Annotated in this window: 19 protein-coding genes; 5 read left to right on the top strand and 14 right to left on the bottom strand. The window is 48.5% G+C overall.

Going from position 1 to position 20,462, the window contains the following annotated elements; genetic code table 11:
- Nucleotides 1-87: 87 nt before the first annotated feature.
- The 9 genes from IEW74_RS13720 to cobA are packed head-to-tail and all read right to left on the bottom strand — an operon-like array spanning nt 88 to nt 7,059.
- Nucleotides 88-1,653 carry a nitrite reductase gene (locus tag IEW74_RS13720; protein ID WP_229734364.1) on the bottom strand — a complete coding sequence of 522 codons (1,566 nt, stop codon included), beginning with the start codon at nt 1,651-1,653 and terminating at the stop codon, nt 88-90.
- Nucleotides 1,654-1,666: 13 nt separating this feature from the next.
- The gene (nirJ, locus tag IEW74_RS13725) at nt 1,667-2,833 is read right to left on the bottom strand and encodes a heme d1 biosynthesis radical SAM protein NirJ (protein WP_188666206.1); all 1,167 of its coding nucleotides are present in this window, start codon (nt 2,831-2,833) and stop codon (nt 1,667-1,669) included.
- Nucleotides 2,834-2,855: 22 nt separating this feature from the next.
- Nucleotides 2,856-3,341: a siroheme decarboxylase subunit beta gene (gene ahbB, locus IEW74_RS13730; RefSeq protein WP_188666208.1), complete on the bottom strand. Its 486-nt coding sequence runs from the start codon at nt 3,339-3,341 to the stop codon at nt 2,856-2,858.
- Entirely contained in the window at nt 3,338-3,808 is a 471-nt protein-coding gene (locus IEW74_RS13735; protein WP_188666211.1) for an Lrp/AsnC family transcriptional regulator, read from the bottom strand. The genes ahbB (IEW74_RS13730) and IEW74_RS13735 overlap by 4 nt, the downstream gene beginning before the upstream one ends.
- The gene (ahbB, locus tag IEW74_RS17395; RefSeq protein ID WP_229734365.1) at nt 3,805-4,323 is read right to left on the bottom strand and encodes a siroheme decarboxylase subunit beta; all 519 of its coding nucleotides are present in this window, start codon (nt 4,321-4,323) and stop codon (nt 3,805-3,807) included. Before ahbB (IEW74_RS17395) ends, IEW74_RS13735 begins: the two co-directional genes overlap by 4 nt.
- Nucleotides 4,311-4,811 (bottom strand): Lrp/AsnC family transcriptional regulator, encoded by a 501-nt coding sequence (locus IEW74_RS17400; protein ID WP_229734366.1) that lies wholly within the window; start codon nt 4,809-4,811, stop codon nt 4,311-4,313. Before IEW74_RS17400 ends, ahbB (IEW74_RS17395) begins: the two co-directional genes overlap by 13 nt.
- Entirely contained in the window at nt 4,768-5,952 is a 1,185-nt protein-coding gene (locus tag IEW74_RS13745) for a cytochrome D1 domain-containing protein (protein WP_188666213.1), read from the bottom strand. Before IEW74_RS13745 ends, IEW74_RS17400 begins: the two co-directional genes overlap by 44 nt.
- Entirely contained in the window at nt 5,949-6,290 is a 342-nt protein-coding gene (locus IEW74_RS13750) for a c-type cytochrome (protein ID WP_188666215.1), read from the bottom strand. Before IEW74_RS13750 ends, IEW74_RS13745 begins: the two co-directional genes overlap by 4 nt.
- Nucleotides 6,253-7,059: a uroporphyrinogen-III C-methyltransferase gene (gene cobA, locus IEW74_RS13755; protein WP_229734367.1), complete on the bottom strand. Its 807-nt coding sequence runs from the start codon at nt 7,057-7,059 to the stop codon at nt 6,253-6,255. Before cobA ends, IEW74_RS13750 begins: the two co-directional genes overlap by 38 nt.
- A gap of 311 nt (nt 7,060-7,370) precedes the next feature.
- On the opposite strand from cobA, the gene IEW74_RS13760 reads away from it, so the two are divergent.
- Nucleotides 7,371-8,138 carry a CbiX/SirB N-terminal domain-containing protein gene (locus tag IEW74_RS13760; protein ID WP_188666219.1) on the top strand — a complete coding sequence of 256 codons (768 nt, stop codon included), beginning with the start codon at nt 7,371-7,373 and terminating at the stop codon, nt 8,136-8,138.
- 10 nt (nt 8,139-8,148) lie between these two features.
- Here IEW74_RS13760 and IEW74_RS13765 read toward each other — a convergent pair whose 3' ends face one another.
- The 3 genes from IEW74_RS13765 to IEW74_RS13775 all read right to left on the bottom strand — a co-directional run bounded on the left by IEW74_RS13765 (nt 8,149) and on the right by IEW74_RS13775 (nt 13,154).
- Nucleotides 8,149-8,544 (bottom strand): cupredoxin domain-containing protein, encoded by a 396-nt coding sequence (locus tag IEW74_RS13765; RefSeq protein WP_188666221.1) that lies wholly within the window; start codon nt 8,542-8,544, stop codon nt 8,149-8,151.
- 94 nt (nt 8,545-8,638) lie between these two features.
- Nucleotides 8,639-11,398 (bottom strand): NapC/NirT family cytochrome c, encoded by a 2,760-nt coding sequence (locus IEW74_RS13770; RefSeq protein WP_188666223.1) that lies wholly within the window; start codon nt 11,396-11,398, stop codon nt 8,639-8,641.
- A 145-nt stretch (nt 11,399-11,543) separates the two neighbouring features.
- Nucleotides 11,544-13,154 carry a cytochrome D1 domain-containing protein gene (locus IEW74_RS13775; RefSeq protein WP_188666224.1) on the bottom strand — a complete coding sequence of 537 codons (1,611 nt, stop codon included), beginning with the start codon at nt 13,152-13,154 and terminating at the stop codon, nt 11,544-11,546.
- Nucleotides 13,155-13,681: 527 nt separating this feature from the next.
- On the opposite strand from IEW74_RS13775, the gene IEW74_RS13780 reads away from it, so the two are divergent.
- Nucleotides 13,682-14,458, top strand: a complete 777-nt coding sequence (locus IEW74_RS13780) for a substrate-binding periplasmic protein (RefSeq protein ID WP_188666225.1) — start codon at nt 13,682-13,684, stop codon at nt 14,456-14,458.
- A gap of 13 nt (nt 14,459-14,471) precedes the next feature.
- Here IEW74_RS13780 and IEW74_RS13785 read toward each other — a convergent pair whose 3' ends face one another.
- Nucleotides 14,472-15,140, bottom strand: coding sequence for a phosphoglycolate phosphatase (locus IEW74_RS13785; protein ID WP_188666226.1), 669 nt, complete (start codon nt 15,138-15,140; stop codon nt 14,472-14,474).
- 102 nt (nt 15,141-15,242) lie between these two features.
- On the opposite strand from IEW74_RS13785, the gene glmU reads away from it, so the two are divergent.
- Together glmU and glmS are read left to right on the top strand one after the other, a co-directional pair.
- The gene (gene glmU, locus IEW74_RS13790; protein ID WP_188666227.1) at nt 15,243-16,577 is read left to right on the top strand and encodes a bifunctional UDP-N-acetylglucosamine diphosphorylase/glucosamine-1-phosphate N-acetyltransferase GlmU; all 1,335 of its coding nucleotides are present in this window, start codon (nt 15,243-15,245) and stop codon (nt 16,575-16,577) included.
- Between the two features lie 21 nt (nt 16,578-16,598).
- Nucleotides 16,599-18,422: a glutamine--fructose-6-phosphate transaminase (isomerizing) gene (gene glmS, locus IEW74_RS13795; RefSeq protein WP_188666229.1), complete on the top strand. Its 1,824-nt coding sequence runs from the start codon at nt 16,599-16,601 to the stop codon at nt 18,420-18,422.
- On the opposite strand, the gene IEW74_RS13800 is transcribed toward glmS, so the two are convergent.
- A complete protein-coding gene (locus IEW74_RS13800; RefSeq protein ID WP_188666231.1) occupies nt 18,409-20,013 on the bottom strand; it encodes a recombinase family protein in 1,605 nt (534 codons plus the stop codon). The two genes, glmS and IEW74_RS13800, sit on opposite strands and share 14 nt — an antisense overlap.
- 116 nt (nt 20,014-20,129) lie before the next feature.
- Between IEW74_RS13800 and IEW74_RS17405 the strand changes: the two genes are divergently transcribed.
- Nucleotides 20,130-20,462 (top strand): hypothetical protein (locus tag IEW74_RS17405; RefSeq protein ID WP_229734368.1); only part of this gene is annotated, 333 nt, incomplete at its 3' end.

The raw sequence follows: 20,462 nt of genomic DNA on the forward strand, positions 1-20,462 counted from the left end.
TCCATCCCCCTTGTTCAAGGAAAAAAAGAAGCGGCTAAAGAAAGACCTTAGCCGCTTTTGCAAGTTTGACAGTAGTTGATAGAGAGGTTAATGGCTTGTCCCGGCAGAATAGGAAATTTTGTTCCAGACGTTATATTTACCCACCGGGTTTTTCATCGGGATGCGTTTGACTTCTTCAAATGTTTCAGCATCATACACAACCAGCGCGCCGTCCATATCCCAAACTGAAACCAGTGCATATTTTCCATCGCGGGTAAATTCCACATGCGCATTGGTCTTACCCGGCTGCGGATTGATGGTTTTCACAATTTCCAGTGTGCGCTTATCAATAATATGCAAAAGATCACGATCTTTGCCAAAGAATACATCGGTCCAGGCATAAGGGGTGTTTTCATGGGATCGCATGAAGAAACCCGGCCCCTTGGTCTTGATCGTTTTAATCGTATCCCAGCTTTCCATATCGATCACACTGATCTTGCCTTCTTTCAGGTGCGGGGTGGCCATGACGGGTGTCCCCTTGTAATTCCATGTAATGCCAGACCCCAAATGCGGCATTCCCGCCAAATCAAGGTTTGCGATTTTTTTCCCGGCATCCAGATTGTAGGCAACGCCATGCACCCCGTCACGAGACGCCCCAAAGACATTGATGTAATCCTGATCGAAGAAGAAATCGTCAAGATAATCATCCAGCTCAATCCGTTTATAGCTGAGTGTGCCGGTCTGCGTGACTTCGACGTCTTTTTCCTTACCGCGATAATCATGGACAAAAGCCCCGTATTTCGGGTCTGCGTCCGGGTCGTAAGTGATTTCCCAGACTTCTTTCATATCTTTAAGGGCGGCAATAAAGCTTTGACGGGGCGGCGCATTATAAACCGCACTAACACGCGATGAATTCCCGTTTCCGTCCGACACATCAATATATTTAACGGGTTCAAGGGTCTCGGCTTCCAGAATCACCAGAGAATGCGGCAAATAGTTCCCGGCAATGACCCATTTCCCATCACTGGACACTGCAATATTGCGCATATTCACCGCAACACGGATTTCAGCCACCAATTGCAGGGTATAAAGATCATATTTAGACACCCAGCCATCGCGGGATCCCAGATAGACAAAACGTCCGTCCGGCGAATATTTCGCCCCGCCATGCAGGGCAAAGCGTGACTTAAATCGCCAAAGCGGTTCAAATTTATCCCCATCCAGAATGGTCACACTATGATCCCCTGTTTCCACCACCGTAAACAGATTTAAGGGATCGGCATCAAATACCGGCTTCCCCGGAAGACGTGACGGGATAACATGAACTTCATGGGTTTCTTTCATTTGACCCATATCCCATGTCGGCAATTTGTCCAGCGGGGTATAGATAAACTCCACCAAAGCTGTAATCTCGGCTTCATTTAATTGTTCGCCAAAAGCAGGCATCTGTGTTGCGGCACGACCATTTTTTATGACCCCAACAGCCTTTTTCTTGCGCAGACGTTTCAGGTTTTCCGGTAACAAAGCCGGGCCAATCGCCCCATAACGGTTCAATCCGTGGCAGCTTGCGCAATGTTCTTTAAAGACCTCTTGCACATTAACATCGCTGGCGTTTGCGTTAAACGACAGACTGGCCGCCAAAATGGCTGTTGCCCCGAGGAGTTTTTTCATCATTTTTTCTTAACCCTTATTCTGCTGCCGCATCTTTGCTGTTCGGCAAGCCGATTTCGTCATCACTCAAATAACAGCCCGGATCTTCGGTCCAGTAATCATTGGTTACACGGTGTGCACGACAACGTGTATTGCCGTTACACACATCCAGATAAGCACATTCTGCGCACCGTCCCTTAACCGGACGCGGACGCTGTTTCAGGCCGGCCATTAACGGATCACTTGTGTCGTGCCAGATCTCACCAAAAGCGCGTTCTTTCACATTGCCAAGTTTATGATGCCACCACATCGTATCAGGATGGACATTGCCCAGATTGTCGATATTCGCAACGTTCTGACCCGAGGCGTTTCCGCCCCACTGGATCAATTTTTTATGGAAATGTTCGGCCTTGTCGGGGAAATTCTTGCGCACCCAATGCAGCATATAAACCCCGTCCGCATCATTATTACCGGTGGTGACCTCCAGTTCGCGGCCTTCTTGCAGATTTTGCCAGCACAGATCAAACAACAGATCCATTGCCCAGCGGGTATGTTGGAAATAGGCATCATCGCCCTTATTCTTGTTTCCGCGCCCGGCATAATTCAAATGCGACAGATAGAATTTGTTCACATCTTCCTGTTTTAACAAATCTAGAATTTTGGGAAATTCTTCCACATTATCTTCGGTCAGGGTAAAGCGTAAACCGATTTTAAGATTTCGTTCGCGACAGAGGCGAATACCTTTCAGCGCCTCCTCATAGGCGCCCTCTTTCACACGAAAAGCATCGTTTACCGCCCCGATCCCATCAATACTGACACCGACATAATCATAATTGATGCGCGCAATATCATCGATATTGTCTTCGGTGATCAACGTCCCATTACTGGAAAGGGCCGTATAAAAGCCCATCTCTTTGGATCGTTGGGAAATGTCAAAGATATCCGGGCGCATTAACGGTTCCCCACCGGACAGGATCAGGACCGGGACACGGGCGGCTTTCAGATCGACCATTGTATCGAAAACTTCCTGTGTGCTGAGTTCACCGCGAAACGGTTTATCAACAGACCCGGCATAACAATGTTTACAGCCCAGATTGCACTGGCGCACCAGATTCCAAATGACAACCGGTCCCGGTGGGTCGCGATGTTCGCGCGCCTCGCTCGGGCTGACCAATTCCTTCATCATGGCGGAAATTCGAAACATGTTTCTGGTCCTTTTCTTTCATTCAGGCGATACGCAAGCCGGTTTTTTTCAGTATTTTGGAACTGAACAAAACCTCATGGCCGCGATCATCCTCGCCCAGCATATGCGCAATCATTTCGACACGCTTCATGCAGGTTTCCTTATCTTTACCATGTACCATGGCAAAAAGATTATAATTCCAGATCGGTTGATGACGCGGGCGTTCATAACAATGGCTGACAAAGTCCAGCGCACCGATTTTCTCCCCAATCTCTTTGACCTTTTCGTCCGGCACATCCCATGTGCTCATGCCATTGGCGGTGTAACCCAATGCGTAATGGTTCGGCACCGCCCCGATGCGGCGGATGACACCGGCTTCTAACATGGCGTTCAGCCGTTGACGGACCTCATCCCCGGACAGACCGATTTCAGCCCCGACAGCTTCATAAGGGGCTTCCACCAGGGGCAAACCTTCCTGTGTCGCCTTGATGATTTTACGATCAGTTTCGTCCATTTGCCAGTTGCTCATACGTCGAACCTCAGACCGATAAAAAACTCCTGTTTTTTCGGCATGTTATAGACCTGATAGCCGGTCGCCTCGGTAATTTCGTGGCAGCATTCCTCTACACGTTCCGGTGTTTCCGTGGCCAAAACGAACCACATATTCAGTTCATGTTCGCGTTTATAATTATGGGCCACTTCGGGAAAGGCATTCACGATATCATTCACCCGGTCAAAATCATCTTCGGGGATGGACAAGGCCGCCAAAGTTAAGCCCCCGCCCATACGTTCGGCATGGTACATGGGGCCAAAGCGTGACAAAACACCGCTTTCGCGCAATCGGGTCAATTTGGCAAGGACAGTCTTTTCATCACTGCCCAGTTGTTTTGCCACATCGTGAAACGGACGTTCAGATACCGGAAAGCCATTTTGCAGTTCATTGATGAGCTGGCGGTCCAGATCATCCAGTTCGATCGGATCTATTTTGCGTCTCATTGTGCGGCCCTTTGTAAACTGACATGTGCCGGGCGACAGTCATTATAACGGGCACCACGTTGCTTAAAACGCCGTGTGCTAAACAAAATATCGCGTTTCACATCTGCCAAATCATTTTCGCGCACCAACTGGTCTACATGCTGTAAAACATGGGCGCGGTCTTTGGCATGGATCATACAGAACAGATTATAAGGCCAGTCCGGGAAACGTTTATTGCGCTCGTAACACAAGGTTACGAAATCATATTGGCTAAAGGCATGGCCAATTTCGTCGATACGTTCAATCGGGATTTCCCAAACACACATTCCGTTGCAACGATAGCCCAATTCATGGTGGCGCACAATCACACCAAACCGTTTCAGCGTTCCGTTATTCAAAAGATCATTTAAGCGTTCAAGTACAAATGCTTCTTTCATCCCCAATTGATCAGCAATCACTTTGTAAGGTTCTGCGACCAAGGGAAGTCCGCCCTGCAAGGCTTCTAAAATGAGATAATCTTGTTCTAGGAGTGCCATTTTAAATCGAACCCCAAATCAAGGTGAAAATCTTTCAACATACGTAAGACCAGAACCTGCAAACCAGTTGCCTCTTCAATTTCCTGAACGGCACGGTCCAACGCGGCCTTGGACGAGGTATTCAGGACAAACCACATATTATAGTCATGTTCGCGCAAATAATTGTGATTAACATCGTCACGGGCATTGATATAGGACGCAACCTGTTCAATTTTATCTTCGTCCACCTGCAAGGCCGCCAAGGTACTGGCCCCGATACTGCCGGGTTTTACAATCGCGCCAATGCGCGATACATGTCCGCTGTCTTTTAAACGCGACAAACGTCCAATGACCTCGTTCTCGTCAATCCCCAATCGGTTTGCCACTTCCAAATAAGGGCGCGAACACAAAGGAAAGCCGCGTTGGAAATCGTTGAGCAGATGTTTGTCGATCTCGTCTATCATCTTACAGGCCGATCTTGTGCGCACGATCAGTGAAGAAAATGCCACTGGGTTTGGTTGCCTCGATAGAACCCACTTTTTCAAAACTGTCGGTACGATAGATATCGACACGGTTTTCATCCCGAACCGACATCCAGACCTTTTCACCACGCGGTGTGAATTCCATATGCAGCACACCTTTGCCGGGCTTCATTGTCTTGATGATTTTAAGCTGCTGTACATCAATCACCTGAATGGTATCGTTTTTGGGAACCGAGAAATTCACCCAAATATATTTCCCACCCGGTTGTGCCATTGCAAAGATCGGCTGACCATGTACCGGAATGCGCCCAACTTCTTTCCATGTGTTTTTATCCAACACCAGCAATTCGTGTCGCCCAACCGCAGGCAAGAACATTAAATCACCGGCAACCGCCCAGCCTTCCAAATGAGGCATTTTGTAAACGGGAAGCTTTTGTTCGCCTTTGCCGTAATGGTCCAAAATGCGCGTAACCCCTTTGGCTTCATTCCACAGGTCCAATTTTGCCAGACCGTCTTCGCCAAACAGGCCTGCCACATAATAACGACCATCAGGACTGATTAAGGCATCATAAGGATTGGTGCCGATATCTTTAAATTTCGTAATTGCCGGTGTCAGGCCTTTGGAAAAATCAAGTTTCCAAATCTCGCCATCATCCCACAGACTGACCATAAACACATTGCCCGGCGCATCCGCCAGACCAACGGTCTTTGAACCGTCATTGGCCGGAATGTCAGCCACCATTTCCAGAGTCTTTGCATCGAAAACGCGCACACCACCCGGTTCATAGTTGGAAACCGCAACCAGCTTACCATCTTGGGAAATCGCGCCACCAATGGAATTGCCGCCTTGAATAACCCGTTTAACCAATTCACCTTTCAGGATATCCACTTTGCTGAGGCCACCATCACGCCCAAATACATAAGCATAGCGCGCATCGCGGGAATAAACAGCCGATGCATGGGACAAATCGCCCAGCCCATTCACCCGTGTGATTGTCTCATCCTTGGTGTTATCAACGACCAGAACTGAGCCTGTCGCCCGTTCAATCACGATCCCCATATCGCCCGTGCCACGGATCAAACCATCGCTGGCACAAGCCGACAACAACAAGGCACTGCCGAACAAACCGGCTGTAGAGATTTTTTTCAGGTGTTTGAAGAGTTTCATTGTTTTTTCAATCCGTCGCGCAATTGCTTGATAAGGAAATAGGCTTCTTCTTCTGCGATAATTGCTTTCCACGGCGGCATCGCCGTTTCAGGAATTCCGTTCAATATAATATCGGCGAGGGTTTCATCTTCCATCGCTTCCAGACGTTCCGGCAATAAGGGGGAACCCAAACCACCTGTGCGCTTCAAGCCATGACAAGACCCACAGTCCTGCTCCAGAAAATTGAGCAATTCTGTTTTTCTGTCTTGTGCGATTTCGGCCTGTGCCGCCCCGCAAAAGATCAGGACGCCACACAATGCTTTAACGCACTGCGTAAAGGGTCTCTTCAGATGTAACATCACTTAAATCCAAGCCATTGTCTTGCCAGTTCAGGGTTTCAGCCAAGGCCACGACCTTCCCGATAATAAACAAAGTCGGCGGGCAGAATTCAGCCGCCATAACTTCGTCATAAACTTTATCCAGCGTCGAAATAATTTGACGCTGATCTTGCGATAGTCCTTTTTCAATCGCTGCAACGGGTGTACTGGCTGGCAAACCATGCGCAATCAGTTTTTCAGAAATCAAACCGATGCTGGATACCCCCATATAGACCACAAGCGTTGTTTGATCACACGCAAGACTCGCCCAGTTTAAAGCCAGATCTCCATCGTTACGACGATGACCCGTGACATAACGCACCCCGGTGGAATATCCCCGATGAGTCAGCGGAATACCGTTAATACTGCTGCATCCTTGTGCCGCCGTAATACCGGGTACAACCTCAAATGCGATACCATGTTTCAGCAGATGTTCGGCTTCTTCACTACCGCGTCCAAAAATATAAGGATCACCACCTTTCAGGCGGACCACCTTGCGGCCTTGTTTCCCCAGACGCACCAAAATATCATTAATCTCGTCTTGAGAATGATGATGATTCCCCGGCTGTTTTCCCACATACACCCGCGTGGTATTAGACGGGATCATATCCAAAATTTGATCGGAAACCAGACGGTCGATTACAACCACATCGGCCTCGGATATCAAACGATGTGCCTTTACTGTCAACAGATCGGGATCCCCCGGTCCGGACCCCACCAGAAACACATTTACATCAGCGTTGGTCGTCACTTTTGCCACTCCTGATAAACACGCAAAGTCAGGAAAAATTCCAGTCTTGCACCCGCCCCCCAAAGGCTTCGTTCATGGTCTGAATTTTTATCACGCCCGAGGCTTAAAAGTGTTTGATGTTGATCAAAGCAAATACAAAATAATTAGAAAATACGATATATCTATCTGATTAAATTGATCTATTTTAATAACAATATAAAAATTATGGAAAAATGATTACAGGGCGATAAAACTTAACCAAGCTCAAATCTTTTCAAAAAAAGACCAGCGATAATCTGACTCCTTTAATCTGAAGGTAGGAGGGGGAGAACATGACAAAATCGGGCTTGCATGTCGTTGTCGTCGGGCACGGGTCAACCAAGCGACCGCACGCGGCAAATTCCACCCATGACCTTTCACGTTTTTTATTCCATAGCAACCATTTCAATGCGGTGCATTGCGGCTTTATGAAACAGGAAATGAAAGTCCGTGCCTTGTTGCAATGCCTGCCCGATGGGATTGATCTTGAAGTTCTGCCGCATTTTGCCGCAGCCGGAGCCTTTGTCAACGACCACCTGCAATCCTGCCTAGAGGTCGAACGTAAACGTTTTCGCAGCGCACGCATTCACCGCCCGCTTGGCCTTCACCCCGGCATTTCGCGACAGATTGCCATGAAAGCCAAACACCATCATGCCGATGATGTCATTATCGTTGCCCACGGATCCAGTGTCAGCGCCGGTCCGGCTTTGACCGCGCAAAATCTGTGTCGCGATTTATGCGATCAGGGCATTTCCACCCATGTTTTATTCCTGTCCAACAAACCGCAATTAAACGATTGGCGCGACCTGAAACTGGGACGCAATGTCTTGGTTTGTCCGATTCTGGCCGGACGCGGCACCCACCTGTGCGAGGATGTCCCCAACGCTTTTTTACTGGATGATATTCCACGGGCCGGTTTGCCCTATATTGTCGCCGGGCATTGCATCACGTTTGACTATCCCTTGATGGATGCGCGTCTCTTGGCGGATCTGGCCTTGGAAGATCTCTGTCCGACCAACCCTGCTCAACAGGCTGCGGATGCAGCCCGACTGTTATCCTGATTTATTTTTTTTACTCAACCGTGATGGTTGCACGCATGCCTTCACGTTCCCAGTGGGGGCCGCACAGGTAAGGGTATTCGCCTTTTTCAGTAAAAGGAAACTCCCAAAATTCAACGGGGAAGAAACGTTCGCTTTCTTCTTTACCAGCCTCTTTTAACCAGACGCTATGGCTGGTGCGTTTATCCACATTGACAAAGCGCACGGTAGTTCCGGCTTTTACGGTCAGTTTTGGGGGGCAAAAGTTATAGTTATAGAGCTTTACGACAGTCACACCCTCATCTGAGGGTAACTCGTTTTTTACCTCCTGATATCGTGCCTCCGCCTCTTCGCAGACATCACCAGCCTGTGCGGAACCGATCATCATCACACCCGCAAGCAACGCAAATGCAAACGTTTTAGATAACATGTCACTCTTCCTTTTCCGTTGGTAAAAAACAAAAAACCCGACTGAGAGTATGAAGTCTCAGTCGGGTCTATGCAAGATCAGCTTTTAAGCAAACTTATTGCTGCATCACTTTGATTTGTGAATCCGGGCTGTCCAACTGCATCTTATATTCCAAAGATACATGGTGGAATCGGGCATAAGTATGGTCATCGTGAAGAGCGAAACCAACCATATACTCTTTACCCGGTTCGAACGAGATGTCGCCAACTTCGTTGGAGATCAACGGACGTTGCATTGTCACAGTCCAGACACCGTCTTTCAGTTCAGCCTGACCTGTCACATCGATGCCTTTACCCATTACACGCTGTTCAAGAACGTAACCATTTTCGAACTGACCACCGTTTCCGCTTTTGAAACGCATCAGATCAAGGAAAGTCCCGTCTTTTAACAGCGCGTCAATCTCTTCCTGAGATTTCAGCTTGTCCCACGCACCACGCGGTTTACCGCCACGTCCTTTATATTCAAACTCGGTACGTGTTTCGTTCAGATACTTGGTAATGCCTGTGGAGACATCCAGACGGCTGGCGGCTTCGCCTTCCGGTTTTTCAGGGGCATCCGGCATATAACGGCTGTCATTATGACACGTTGCCCAACATCCCGCTTGCGAGCCAAAGAACTCTTCCTTCATAGGAGAGATCATCATAGCAAGCTTGACCTGGTTCTCTTTATCCATTTTGCCACCGTCAATAAAGGGTGCCGCATTATCTTCACCCGTATCTTTCCAGGAAACCTGGAAATAAACGTTCTGTGCATCATGTGCGGCTTTGACTTCGGCATTGATAAAGGCTGACTTGCCGGGGATAGGCGTTTGCTCTGCCTTGTCACCGCCAACAATACGTTTACCCATATCGGGTTGCTCTTTACCGTGACATTCCGAACAACGGTCACCGATTTTAGCAACCGCACGTGCCCCACCATGATCAGACCCTTTAAAGATCCATTCCATAGAGGCTTGGCCCGGATAGAACAACGGTACTTTCAAGGCTTCGATACCAGCCCAGTTCACAGAACCAGCGGCCGCGTTCCCCGCAGCAGCTGGTGCTGGCGCAGAAGAAGCTGCCTTGCCGGCACCACCCGCCGGAGCCGCAATAGTGATGGCATTGATCTGTGCATCCGGATTGTTCAGGCCGAGATACCAATCGATAGAGACATGGTGGAAACGGGCATCCGTGAAGTCATCATGGATGGCAAAACCAACTTTATAAAGTTTGTCGCCTTCGAATGAAACGTCACCCGGTTTATCGGAGCTCAGTTTACGTGTCATATAGAGAACGTTTTTACCGTCCACTTCTTCGTGCACGAACTCAACACCTTGACCACCGGTCATGACACGCTGTTCCAAGACATGACCATCTTCAGACGTTTTGGTCCCGCTGTTATAGCGCAACAAGTCCAGGAACAAACCGTCTTTCAACAAGGCATCAATCTCTTCCTGAGATTTCAGTTTATCCCATGCACCACGTTTTTTGCCGCCGCGCCCTTTATATTCGAACTCGGTACGGGTTTCGTTGAGATACTTGGTAATGCCTGTGGACACATCCAGACGGCTGGCAGCTTCGCCTTCCAGCTTCTCGGGTGCATCCGGCATATAACGGCTGTCATGGTGACACGTTGCCCAGCAACCGGCCTGTTCCCCAATTTCGGACTTACCGGAATTGATCATCATCGCCAGTTTGAACGGGTTTTCCGCATCCATTTTGCCACCGTCAACAAACGGTACCGGGGTATGCGGGTTAGAAGCCCATTCATAACGCATATAAAGGTTATTGCCATCGTTTGCCGCTTTGACGTTCATTTTGATCGCCGCTGCTTTACCCGGGATCGGTGTGGCTTCCGCCTTTTCACCGCCGACAATTTTCGCCCCCATTGCAGGAACTTCTTTCATATGGCATTCCGCACAACGATCACCAGTTTTACTGACCGCACGGGCACCGCCATGATCTTTGCCTTGGAAAATCCATTCCAGCGAGGCCTGCCCTGGATACATCAGATCAACATCGGTACCGGGAATGGCATCCCATGCAACACCTTGTGCGTTGCCGCCACCGGTAGCCGTACCAGCTTTTGCCGCTGCTTCGCGTGCAGCCGCTGCCTTGGCGGCGGCTTCTTCAGCTGCTTTTTGTTTGGCTTCTTCTTCCGCTTTTGCTTTGGCTGCTTTTTCCGCCGCAATACGTTTTACTTCTTCACGCGGATCAAGAACGTCCAGACGCGCCGGGTTCGGTTTGCCATCATAGAATGTTTCTTCATCTTCAATCAAATGATGAACCTTGCGGTGGGCAATGCCTTTGTGACAATCGATACAGGTCATGCCTTCTTGTTTGGCATTCTGGTGCTGCTTCCATGCACGCGGTTTTTGTTTTTCGTCCGTCATCGCATCCCATGAGTGACAGTTGCGGCACTCACGTGAATCGGTTTCCTTCATTGCTTTCCAAACGTTTTTGGCCAGCGTCAGACGTTTGGCTTCAAACTTGTCCAGCGTATTAATTTCACCGGTCAACCAATAAAGAACTTCTTTGGATGCCTGAATTTTACGTACAATCTTGTAAATCCAGGGACGCGGAACGTGACAATCCGGGCAGGTCGCCTGCACGCCTGTCCGGTTTTTATAGTGAATAGTCTGTTGGTATTCTGGATAAACTGCCTGATCCATTTCATGACAGGTTACACAGAATTCCATCTGGTTGGTTGCTTCCATTGCCGTGTTGAAAGCACCCCAAAAAACAATACCGCCGATAAAGATAACCGCCGCACCAATAAGGCTGGCACCTAGAATCTTCATCTTCGACAGGCGTGAAAGAAAGCTACCCTCGGCCATCGATCAATCCTCAAAGTAGGGGGTGAACGGGAAAGAATAATCCCCGTGTAAATGCTAGAACTATAATATAATGAATTCGTTTGAAAAAGGCGGGCACAGATAATGATATGTGCCCGCCCCAATCAGTTCACGTTATGCCTGAAGATCAGGTTACGTGGTGTACACGGTTGTAAACGTTGAATTTACCAGTCGGAGTTTCCAGACCTTTGATACGTGCTTTCTCTTCGAGAGTTTTTGTATCGTAAACAACGATTTCACCGTTCATCCAGTCAGCTTTACCGCCACGGGCCCATACGGATACCCACAGCTCAGAACCGTCAGCATTAAATTCACCGTGCAGCGCGATAGATTTTTCACGATCGGTTACGCGGATTGTTTTAACGATTTTACGAGTCTTTTTGTCCATGATTTGGATAGACTGCTGAATTTCCGGTTCCGGGTGTTTCGGCTGATCCATGAACACATACTGTGTATTCGGGTGTGTACGGATGAACAGGCCAGCACCGTCAGTTTCGGTTTTGTAGCAAGTTTTCCATGCTTGGTCAGGGTGACCTTCCGGATCGTTACCCCAAACAGTGATCATACCTTCACCGATGTGACCAGTTGCACCAACAGGACCACATTTTTCGTCAGTCCAGTTTGCGCCCGGACCCGGGTGCGGCATTTTACCAGTTTCGAGGGAACCTACGAACTTACGAGTAGTCGTATCGAAGAATTCCATACGGTTAGACGCGTTCGCAGCAATTTGGAAGTATTTTTGTGTCGGATCGAAGAAACCATCGTGCAGGAACTTGTGAGAGTCCATTTGCTCGATACGCAGGTTTTCCAGGTCAGAGTAATCAACCTGCCAAACTTGGCCCAATTCTTTAACCGCAACAACCCAAGACGGAGATTTCGGCGTGTTGTAGATCGCAGCAACACGTGCTTCGTTAACAAAGGCACCGTCAACGTTCACACCACGTGTGGAAACAACTTTCAACGGTTCCATAGTAACAGCATCGGAAATTACGAAATGCGGCGGCCAGTAACCACCGGCGATGACGTATTTGTCTTTCCATTCGCCGTAATGAGAAACAGCAATGTCACGCGCATCGTATGCAATTTGAGATTCAGCAACAACTTGCGGCGGATCCATCCAAAGGTCGATTTTGTTTTGCTTGCCATCACGACCAATGGTGTACCAGAAACGACCGTCAGAAGTTTCTTTGGTTACGTGTACCGCATAGCCTGTGTCGACTTTGGACAGAACTTCTTTGGTATCGCCGTCGATGATCGCCATTTTACCAGCGTCACGAAGAATAACGACGAAGAAGTTTTCCCAGTTACGACCATGCATCGGCTTTTTAACGTAATCTTCGGGCTTCACGTAAATTTTTACGCTTTTCTTCATATCTTCCAAAGACATTTCAGACGGTTTCGGCGGTTCCATCTGAATGAAAGTAGCGAGTTTGGAAATCTGCTCTTTAGAGAAGATATCATCGAAGTTATTCATACCGCCTTCGGTACCCAGTGTGATAATCTTTTCCAGACGCTTTTGGCCAAGTTTTTGAGTCGCTTTCGGCTCAAGGCTTTTACCTGTCGCACCCTTACGCTCAGCACCGTGACAGCCTGCGCACCGTTGGAAGTAAAGCAGCTTGGCTTCTTCGAAATCAGCTTCAGACAGTGTAGGTTCTGCGGCACTTACGGCGGAACCCATGCCGAACATAAAGCCGGCAGCGAGTCCCAACACTGAAGTACCAAATGCAAACTTACGCATTTCATTGCCCCCAATATAGGTTAATAAAAGTCCAGTCGGCTCAGGTCATCTTGTCTGTTTGCGCCCAAGCAAGCTGGTCCTGTTAATTCAAACAGTGCGTCATGCTTACATAGACCAAACCCTGATTCCTTTACGTTGATCAAATGTGGCGAAAAAATGATATCCGGATGGCTCTCTATTTGTTCGAGGGCGCAAAACAACTCCGCCAAACTGTGTTTTTTTAATAAAAAACAATTCAGAAACTATATTAAACAGTTGATACAAAAAACTTTATTATTCCCACCGGAATTTTCGTGCCTCCCCCATAAAGAGAAAGGAATTTCCAAAAACCACTTTTTTTATATGGTGAAACGACATGATGGAGCCGCAATTTTATAAAAAGAAGCCTTCTTGCGGACAAAATTTCATAATTTTTTCAAAAAACAGGAAGAAAAATACAGACCGCTAAAACTCCTCTGCGAATCACTTGGTCAATTCAATAACCGGGTGCTATTCTCTACAGGATAAATCTTAAAGTGAGCCGTTGAATGCAAAGAACAGCCGTAATCCTTGCCCTCCTCTTTTCAACCACACTTGTATGGAATGCTGACGGCTTATCTCAAGAAGCAAAATCACCAGACACAGAAAACGTATTTCGCATCGTCTACGCCAACAACTGGAACCCGATTTCCTATATTGAAAACGGACAAACCAAAGGGATCCTGCCTGAACGCGTGGAACACCTGTTGGGACAGATTATGGGCCTGCGCGTTGAACATATTGCTGTCCCCTGGGGACGGGCGCAAAAAATGATTCGCGAAGGGACGGCCGATGCTTTTATCACGACAGTAACGCCAGAACGGCTCACCTACAGCACCCCCACACAAGACAGTCTTTTTTATGTTCCGTTTGTTCTGACAACCCTGAAAGAAAGCGCCGCAGACCAACGCCTGAAATCGCCTGATAATTTAATCCCTGTCATGGGGGCGACTTTCTGCGATGTCTTAGGGAATGGTTGGGCCACACAATTTTATCAAAACAAACCCGTAAATGTTCACTATGTCCCAACGATTGAAGAATGTTTGAAAATGTTACAGGTTGGTCGTGTCAGCGGTATTGTCCATGCCCAAGCTGTTGTAAAACATTATGCTGATATCATGGGTTTGGAGAATAACATCCATATATACCCAAACCCTGCGCAATCCAGCCCGTCCTTCCCTATTCTGGTCTCAAATAAGTCTGTTTGGAAAGATCGTTTCCTGAACGATTTCAACAGCCGATTTTCCCGGAAACTGGATAAACAAACGATTCAAAAGAAAGAATAATCGCGAACGTCTTTCACAAAGTCGCAAGGGCACCCGGAAGATCACAAAAACGATCAATAACCATATCGGCCCCGAGTTCCTCAACCGGAACTTTTCGATACCCATAAGAAACCGCCACATTTAACATAGAGGCCTGTTTCGCCGCCTCAATATCATTTGAGCTATCACCGACCATAACCGCTTCGCATACGGATAACTGCATTCTTTCCAGAACATGAAAAATCATTTGGGGGTGCGGTTTTTTATGTTCCAGTTCGTCCCCGCCGACAACAACTTCAAAAAAATCTTGAAGCTCCAGATCTTTTAACAGATTTAAAGTCGGACGACTTGGCTTATTGGTGCATAACGCCAAGCGTACTCCCTGTTTTTGCAGGTGGTGCAAAGTAGAAACAACCCCCTCATATATACGGGTTTCATCCGCTTCATGGCCTTCATAAAACTTGAGAAACGCCGTTGTCAGATATTCGATTTGTTCAAGGTCAACATCAATGGCTTTCCCGCTCGCCCGAAAGGCACGTTCCATCAATTTTGCGGCCCCGTTGCCGACAAATGTCATGGTTTCTTCAATTGTAATCGGACGATACCCATATTGGGCGAGCACTTTATTACAGGCCGTGCGTAAATCGGGTGCACTGTCAATCAACGTACCATCCAAATCAAAAATAACTGCTTTTAAAGGCATTTGTAGCATTCCGTAACAATGTTTGAGTTTGCTCTTGCCTCTTTTTAGGCTTAAAAAGGCATTGAACCAAGTGCTTTCAACCTCGAACGACTCCAAAATATCATGTCAAAATCTGCTGCCATCGTTCTCGCTGCCGGCCTCGGCACCCGTATGAAGTCCGCAAAACCCAAAGTCATGCACCCTTTGGCGGGGCGGCCTATGGTCAATCATGTCATTGCCAACCTGCAGCGCGCCAGCGTCGAAGAAGTCGTCTGCATCGTTGGTCCCGATATGCCGGAACTTGAACAAACAGTGGCCCCACACAAGACAGCAATTCAGAAAGACCGCCTTGGAACCGGGCATGCGGTCCTTGCTGCAAAAGACGTAATGCGTGGTGATGAAGAAAATATTTTGATCGCCTTCGGGGACACCCCCTTAATCACCGATCAAACCTTCCACGCAATGCTGGAGGCACGAAAACGTGCCGATGTGGTCGTTCTGGGTTTTCGCCCTGAAAACCCCGGCGCTTATGGTCGCCTTATTGTCGATGCGCAAAACGAATTACAAGCCATTGTCGAATTTAAAGATGCCGATGCAGAACAACGCGCCATCGCCCTGTGTAACTCGGGTGTCATGTGTGTGGATGGTAAAAAACTGTTCCCTTTGCTGGAGCGTATCACGAATGACAACGCCGCTGGCGAATACTACCTGACCGATATCGTTACGTTAGCCCGCAAAGACGGTTTGCATTGTGGTGTGGTTGAAGGGGAAGAAGATGAGCTTCTGGGGGTAAATTCCCGTGTCGAGCTTGCCCGTGCCGAAGCCATCGCCCAGGATCGCCTGCGCCATCACGCGATGGTTAATGGCGCAACCCTGCTGGATCCGGCCTCCACACATTTTAGCTTCGACACCCGCTTGGGCCGTGATGTTGTCGTGGAACCCAACGTCTTTTTCGGCCCCGGCGTAAACGTTGGTGATAATGTCACCATCAAAGCTTTTTCTCATCTGGAAGACACGCAAGTTGGCAACGGTGTTGTCATGGGGCCTTATGCACGCTTGCGCCCGGGAACGGACCTGCATGATGATGTCAAAGTCGGTAATTTTGTTGAAATTAAAAAAGCTGTGATCGAAAAAGGTGCCAAGGTCAACCACCTCAGCTACATCGGTGATGCCCGCGTTGGGGCTCAGGCCAACATCGGGGCGGGTACGATTACCTGTAATTATGACGGTTTCTTCAAATATCATACGGACATCGGCGCAGGGGCCTTTATCGGGTCCAATACCGCCTTGGTTGCCCCTGTCAAAATCGGTGACAATGCCAATGTCGGCGCTGGCAGTACCATCAGCAAAGACGTTGAGGCCGGTGATCTCGGCCTCACCCGTGCCCCGCAGAAAAACTTCGTTGGCTGGTCCGATAAGTTCCGCGCCAAACAAGCCCTTCGCAAAAACAGCAAATAATCATTGTAGAGTATCTCAAACATGTGTGGAATTGTCGGTTTTATCGGAAAACAAGAAGCCTCCCCTCTTTTGGTTGAAGGATTGAAACGGCTGGAATATCGCGGATATGATTCCGCCGGTATTGCAACCCTTTCCAATGGGACAATTGAGCGCCGCCGCGCCGAAGGAAAAATTTGCAATCTCCAGCAAGTCCTCAGCACAACCCCCGCCTCCGGTAACGTTGGTATCGGTCACACGCGTTGGGCAACGCATGGCATTCCCAATAAAACCAATGCACATCCGCACGCAACCGAGAAAGTGGCTGTCGTCCATAACGGTATTATCGAAAACTTTCAGGAAATTCGCGCTGAACTGGTCAAAAACGGCTATCATCCCTTGTCGGAAACAGATAGCGAAGTTGTCCCCTTACTGATCACCTATTATCTGGATCAAGGGGCAAACCCGCGCGATGCCGTCAGCAAAACTCTGAAACGCCTTGAAGGAGCCTTTGCCCTTGGTATTATTTTTGCCGGCGAAGAAGACCTTCTCATCGGGGCACGGCGCGGCAGCCCCTTGGCCGTTGGGTTTGGCGATGGTGAAATGTATCTGGGATCAGATGCGATGGCGCTAGCGCACCTCACCAAACAAATCGCTTATCTTGAGGAAGGCGACTGGGTCATTTTAGGACGTGAGCACGTGATCTTTCTTGATGAAAACGATCAGGAAGTCCAACGTGACATCAAAGAAAGCGCCATGTCCAGCGCCTTGATCGGTAAAGGGGATCACCGTCATTATATGCTGAAGGAAATTTACGAACAACCGCAAGTCATCGGCGATACCCTATCGACCTTTTTCAATCCAACGGCACAGACCATTTCTATGCCGAATTTCCCCTTTGATCTAAAAAACATACCCCGCATTACAATTGTAGCGTGCGGCACATCTTTTTATGCCGGGTTGGTCGCAAAATACTGGATTGAACAATATGCCCGTATCGGGGTCGATATCGACGTTGCTTCGGAATTTCGCTATCGCGAAGCGCCCATGCAGGACGGTGGCCTTGCCCTGTTCATTTCCCAATCCGGTGAAACCGCCGATACGCTGGCGGCCCTGCGCTATGCCAAATCACAAGGGCAATCCATTCTTTCCATCGTCAATGTGCCGGAAAGCTCGATGGAACGCGAATCAGATGCCGTCCTTTTGACCCATGCCGGGCCGGAAATCGGTGTGGCTTCGACCAAAGCCTTCACGACACAATTAACCGTTCTGGCTTGTTTTGCAATCTCTCTCGCCAAAGCCAAAGGGGCAATAGATACCGCCTGTGAAGCACGCCTGTGCAGGGCAATGGCAGAAGTGCCCAGCCGCACCGCAGAAGTGCTTAATCATGACGAAGCCTTGCGCAAAATTGCTCAAAACGTTGCCGAAGCACGCGACGTTCTCTATCTCGGACGTGGTTCCAGTTTCCCGATTGCGATGGAAGGGGCGCTCAAACTCAAAGAGATTTCCTATATCCATGCCGAAGGTTATGCCGCCGGGGAAATGAAACACGGCCCGATCGCACTGATTGACGAAAATGTGCCGATCATCGTCATTGCCCCTATGGACAGCAACTTTGAAAAAACCGCGTCAAACACACAAGAATCAGTGGCCCGTGGCGGCAAGGTCATTTTCATGGCCAGTAAAGAAGGCGTCGAAAAAATGGCCGACCATTGCATCGCCACCGTGACCATGCCCAATGTGGACCCGTTTGTTGCCCCAATCCTTTATTCCATCCCGGTCCAACTGCTGGCCTATTATGTCGCCATTCACAAAGGCACAGATGTAGACCAACCCCGAAACCTCGCCAAATCCGTCACCGTGGAGTAGTTCCAACATGGGCAGTTAAGGACTTTTTCGTCGTTGCACTGCCTATTTTTTCATCACCAACCAGTGGTGCCATGAGTTCGATTGTTAGATCGTGGCACTTCGCTTGAGCGTCATATCGGACGTCGATACGGCGGGTATACCGCTCCAACCATCTCTGTCTGTCGGTATCGCTGTCGCCGGTTTTGACCACCGTCAGCTTCATCAGTTCATTCAACCGTTGGTCGCTATTGTCCATCTCTGACAGTTGACGTGTTGACTGTGCAATATCGTCCTGTGTTGAGTGTCTGGATATGGTTAGTTTGTTTATGAGTTTGTCATAAATTGACTGGTCTATCTTACCAAGCCGGTAATCTGCTTCCACATCACAAAATGCGATTTCGATCCGTTCAAGCTCGTCACGCAATAAACCGTTTTTCCGCTTCTCCAATCGCCTCCTATTTTTGATACTGCCAGCATCAGTCAACTTATCCTTCATCGCATTGTAGAGCTTCTCAGGATGCGTCAGGGTCTCATGGACCGCATCAAACACGATGGCATCAGTGCGTGGAATATTCAGTGATCGTTCCAAACCACAGCCATTACCACGAACCCACTTTTCATCGTCTTCCAACGGTCGCTTCACCCACTTCCGTTCCTTGGCTGGACAATAGTAAAGAGCTTCCCGTTTTTGCGGATTTCGCTTTCCACCGATGATGGTGCCACAATGACCACACCACATCATGTTCCGCAGCAGATAGAACTTCTGTGTCCGGTTGTTTTGGCCTTTGCGTTCCAACACCGTCATTCGTTGTTGAACCACACGATCCCAGAGTCGCTGATCAACAATCGCCGGACAGCAACACCAGACCGTTTCATCCTGCTTCTTATCAGTGTAACTGTAGCGTCCGAGATAGAGCGTGTTGTGCAATATCTTCTGAATTGAACCAAGAGACCAATTTTTAGATCGTCGCCGTGTCTCAACCTGATTGACCTCCAATTCATCTTTGATGTTCATGGTTGATATGCCCCCAGCGGACATTTCAAATATACGCTGGACCCACACGCTTTCCACCGGATCAATGACCAGCTTACTATTCTCAATACGATACCCGAACGGTGGTGGTCCACCGTGCCAGAAGCCTTCTTTGACCTTACTAAGTTTGCCGATTTGACTTCTTTGTGACCGTAATGCATTATCGTATTGACTGATTTCTGAGAGAATCCCAATGATAAGCTCGTCCAATGGTGATGCTAAATCAATCACCCCGGATGGCGTATGCAGCCTCACCTTTTTCTCTTTGAGCTTCCAGCGAATGCTGCCCCATGTGCGTTGATTGCGACTTAATCGATCCGTGTTGAAGACAAACAGATCGGTGACCTGCTCATCTTCAATAGCCAGCATTAACTTCCGCAGAATTGGTCGATTTTCAAGGTCTTCAAACTTGGAACTCTTGCCGCCTTCATTCCATATTTCATAGTCGAACCCAAGCTCTTTTGCTTTGGCAATACCCATGTCTTTTTGAGTTTCTAATGACGTCCCTTGCTCTTCCTGAATTACGGTTGAGACACGGGTATAGATATGTAATTTTTTCACCATGACAGGATTATACAACGCTCAGACTTCTAGTGAAGCCTGAGCGTAAACTAACCATATCCAGACACTCAACACAGGACGATATTGCACAGTCAACACGTCAACTGTCAGAGATGGACAATAGCGACCAACGGTTGAATGAACTGATGAAGCTGACGGTGGTCAAAACCGGCGACAGCGATACCGACAGACAGAGATGGTTGGAGCGGTATACCCGCCGTATCGACGTCCGATATGACGCTCAAGCGAAGTGCCACGATCTAACAATCGAACTCATGGCACCACTGGTTGGTGATGAAAAAATAGGCAGTGCAACGACGAAAAAGTCCTTAACTGCCCATGTTGGAACTACTCCACGGTCCTTGATTAATTCAGATACTGGGCTGGTATGGGTCAAAATCATACTGTCGGTGCGATCACCGGCCTTTTGGGTATCGCAGTATTCGGACAACCAGATGATGCTCTGG

It is taken from the genome of Terasakiella brassicae, assembly GCF_014641495.1.
Taxonomy (GTDB): domain Bacteria; phylum Pseudomonadota; class Alphaproteobacteria; order Rhodospirillales; family Terasakiellaceae; genus Terasakiella; species Terasakiella brassicae.

What these genes read in the sequence shown, in the direction of transcription:
- IEW74_RS13720 (WP_229734364.1), bottom strand. Translation starts at nt 1,653, where the DNA reads ATGATGAAAAAACTCCTCGGGGCAACAGCCATTTTGGCGGCCAGTCTG.
- nirJ (WP_188666206.1), bottom strand. Translation starts at nt 2,833, where the DNA reads ATGTTTCGAATTTCCGCCATGATGAAGGAATTGGTCAGCCCGAGCGAG.
- ahbB (WP_188666208.1), bottom strand. Translation starts at nt 3,341, where the DNA reads ATGAGCAACTGGCAAATGGACGAAACTGATCGTAAAATCATCAAGGCG.
- IEW74_RS13735 (WP_188666211.1), bottom strand. Translation starts at nt 3,808, where the DNA reads ATGAGACGCAAAATAGATCCGATCGAACTGGATGATCTGGACCGCCAG.
- ahbB (WP_229734365.1), bottom strand. Translation starts at nt 4,323, where the DNA reads ATGGCACTCCTAGAACAAGATTATCTCATTTTAGAAGCCTTGCAGGGC.
- IEW74_RS13745 (WP_188666213.1), bottom strand. Translation starts at nt 5,952, where the DNA reads ATGAAACTCTTCAAACACCTGAAAAAAATCTCTACAGCCGGTTTGTTC.
- IEW74_RS13750 (WP_188666215.1), bottom strand. Translation starts at nt 6,290, where the DNA reads ATGTTACATCTGAAGAGACCCTTTACGCAGTGCGTTAAAGCATTGTGT.
- IEW74_RS13760 (WP_188666219.1), top strand. Translation starts at nt 7,371, where the DNA reads ATGACAAAATCGGGCTTGCATGTCGTTGTCGTCGGGCACGGGTCAACC.
- IEW74_RS13765 (WP_188666221.1), bottom strand. Translation starts at nt 8,544, where the DNA reads ATGTTATCTAAAACGTTTGCATTTGCGTTGCTTGCGGGTGTGATGATG.
- IEW74_RS13770 (WP_188666223.1), bottom strand. Translation starts at nt 11,398, where the DNA reads ATGGCCGAGGGTAGCTTTCTTTCACGCCTGTCGAAGATGAAGATTCTA.
- IEW74_RS13775 (WP_188666224.1), bottom strand. Translation starts at nt 13,154, where the DNA reads ATGCGTAAGTTTGCATTTGGTACTTCAGTGTTGGGACTCGCTGCCGGC.
- IEW74_RS13780 (WP_188666225.1), top strand. Translation starts at nt 13,682, where the DNA reads ATGCAAAGAACAGCCGTAATCCTTGCCCTCCTCTTTTCAACCACACTT.
- IEW74_RS13785 (WP_188666226.1), bottom strand. Translation starts at nt 15,140, where the DNA reads ATGCCTTTAAAAGCAGTTATTTTTGATTTGGATGGTACGTTGATTGAC.
- glmU (WP_188666227.1), top strand. Translation starts at nt 15,243, where the DNA reads ATGTCAAAATCTGCTGCCATCGTTCTCGCTGCCGGCCTCGGCACCCGT.
- glmS (WP_188666229.1), top strand. Translation starts at nt 16,599, where the DNA reads ATGTGTGGAATTGTCGGTTTTATCGGAAAACAAGAAGCCTCCCCTCTT.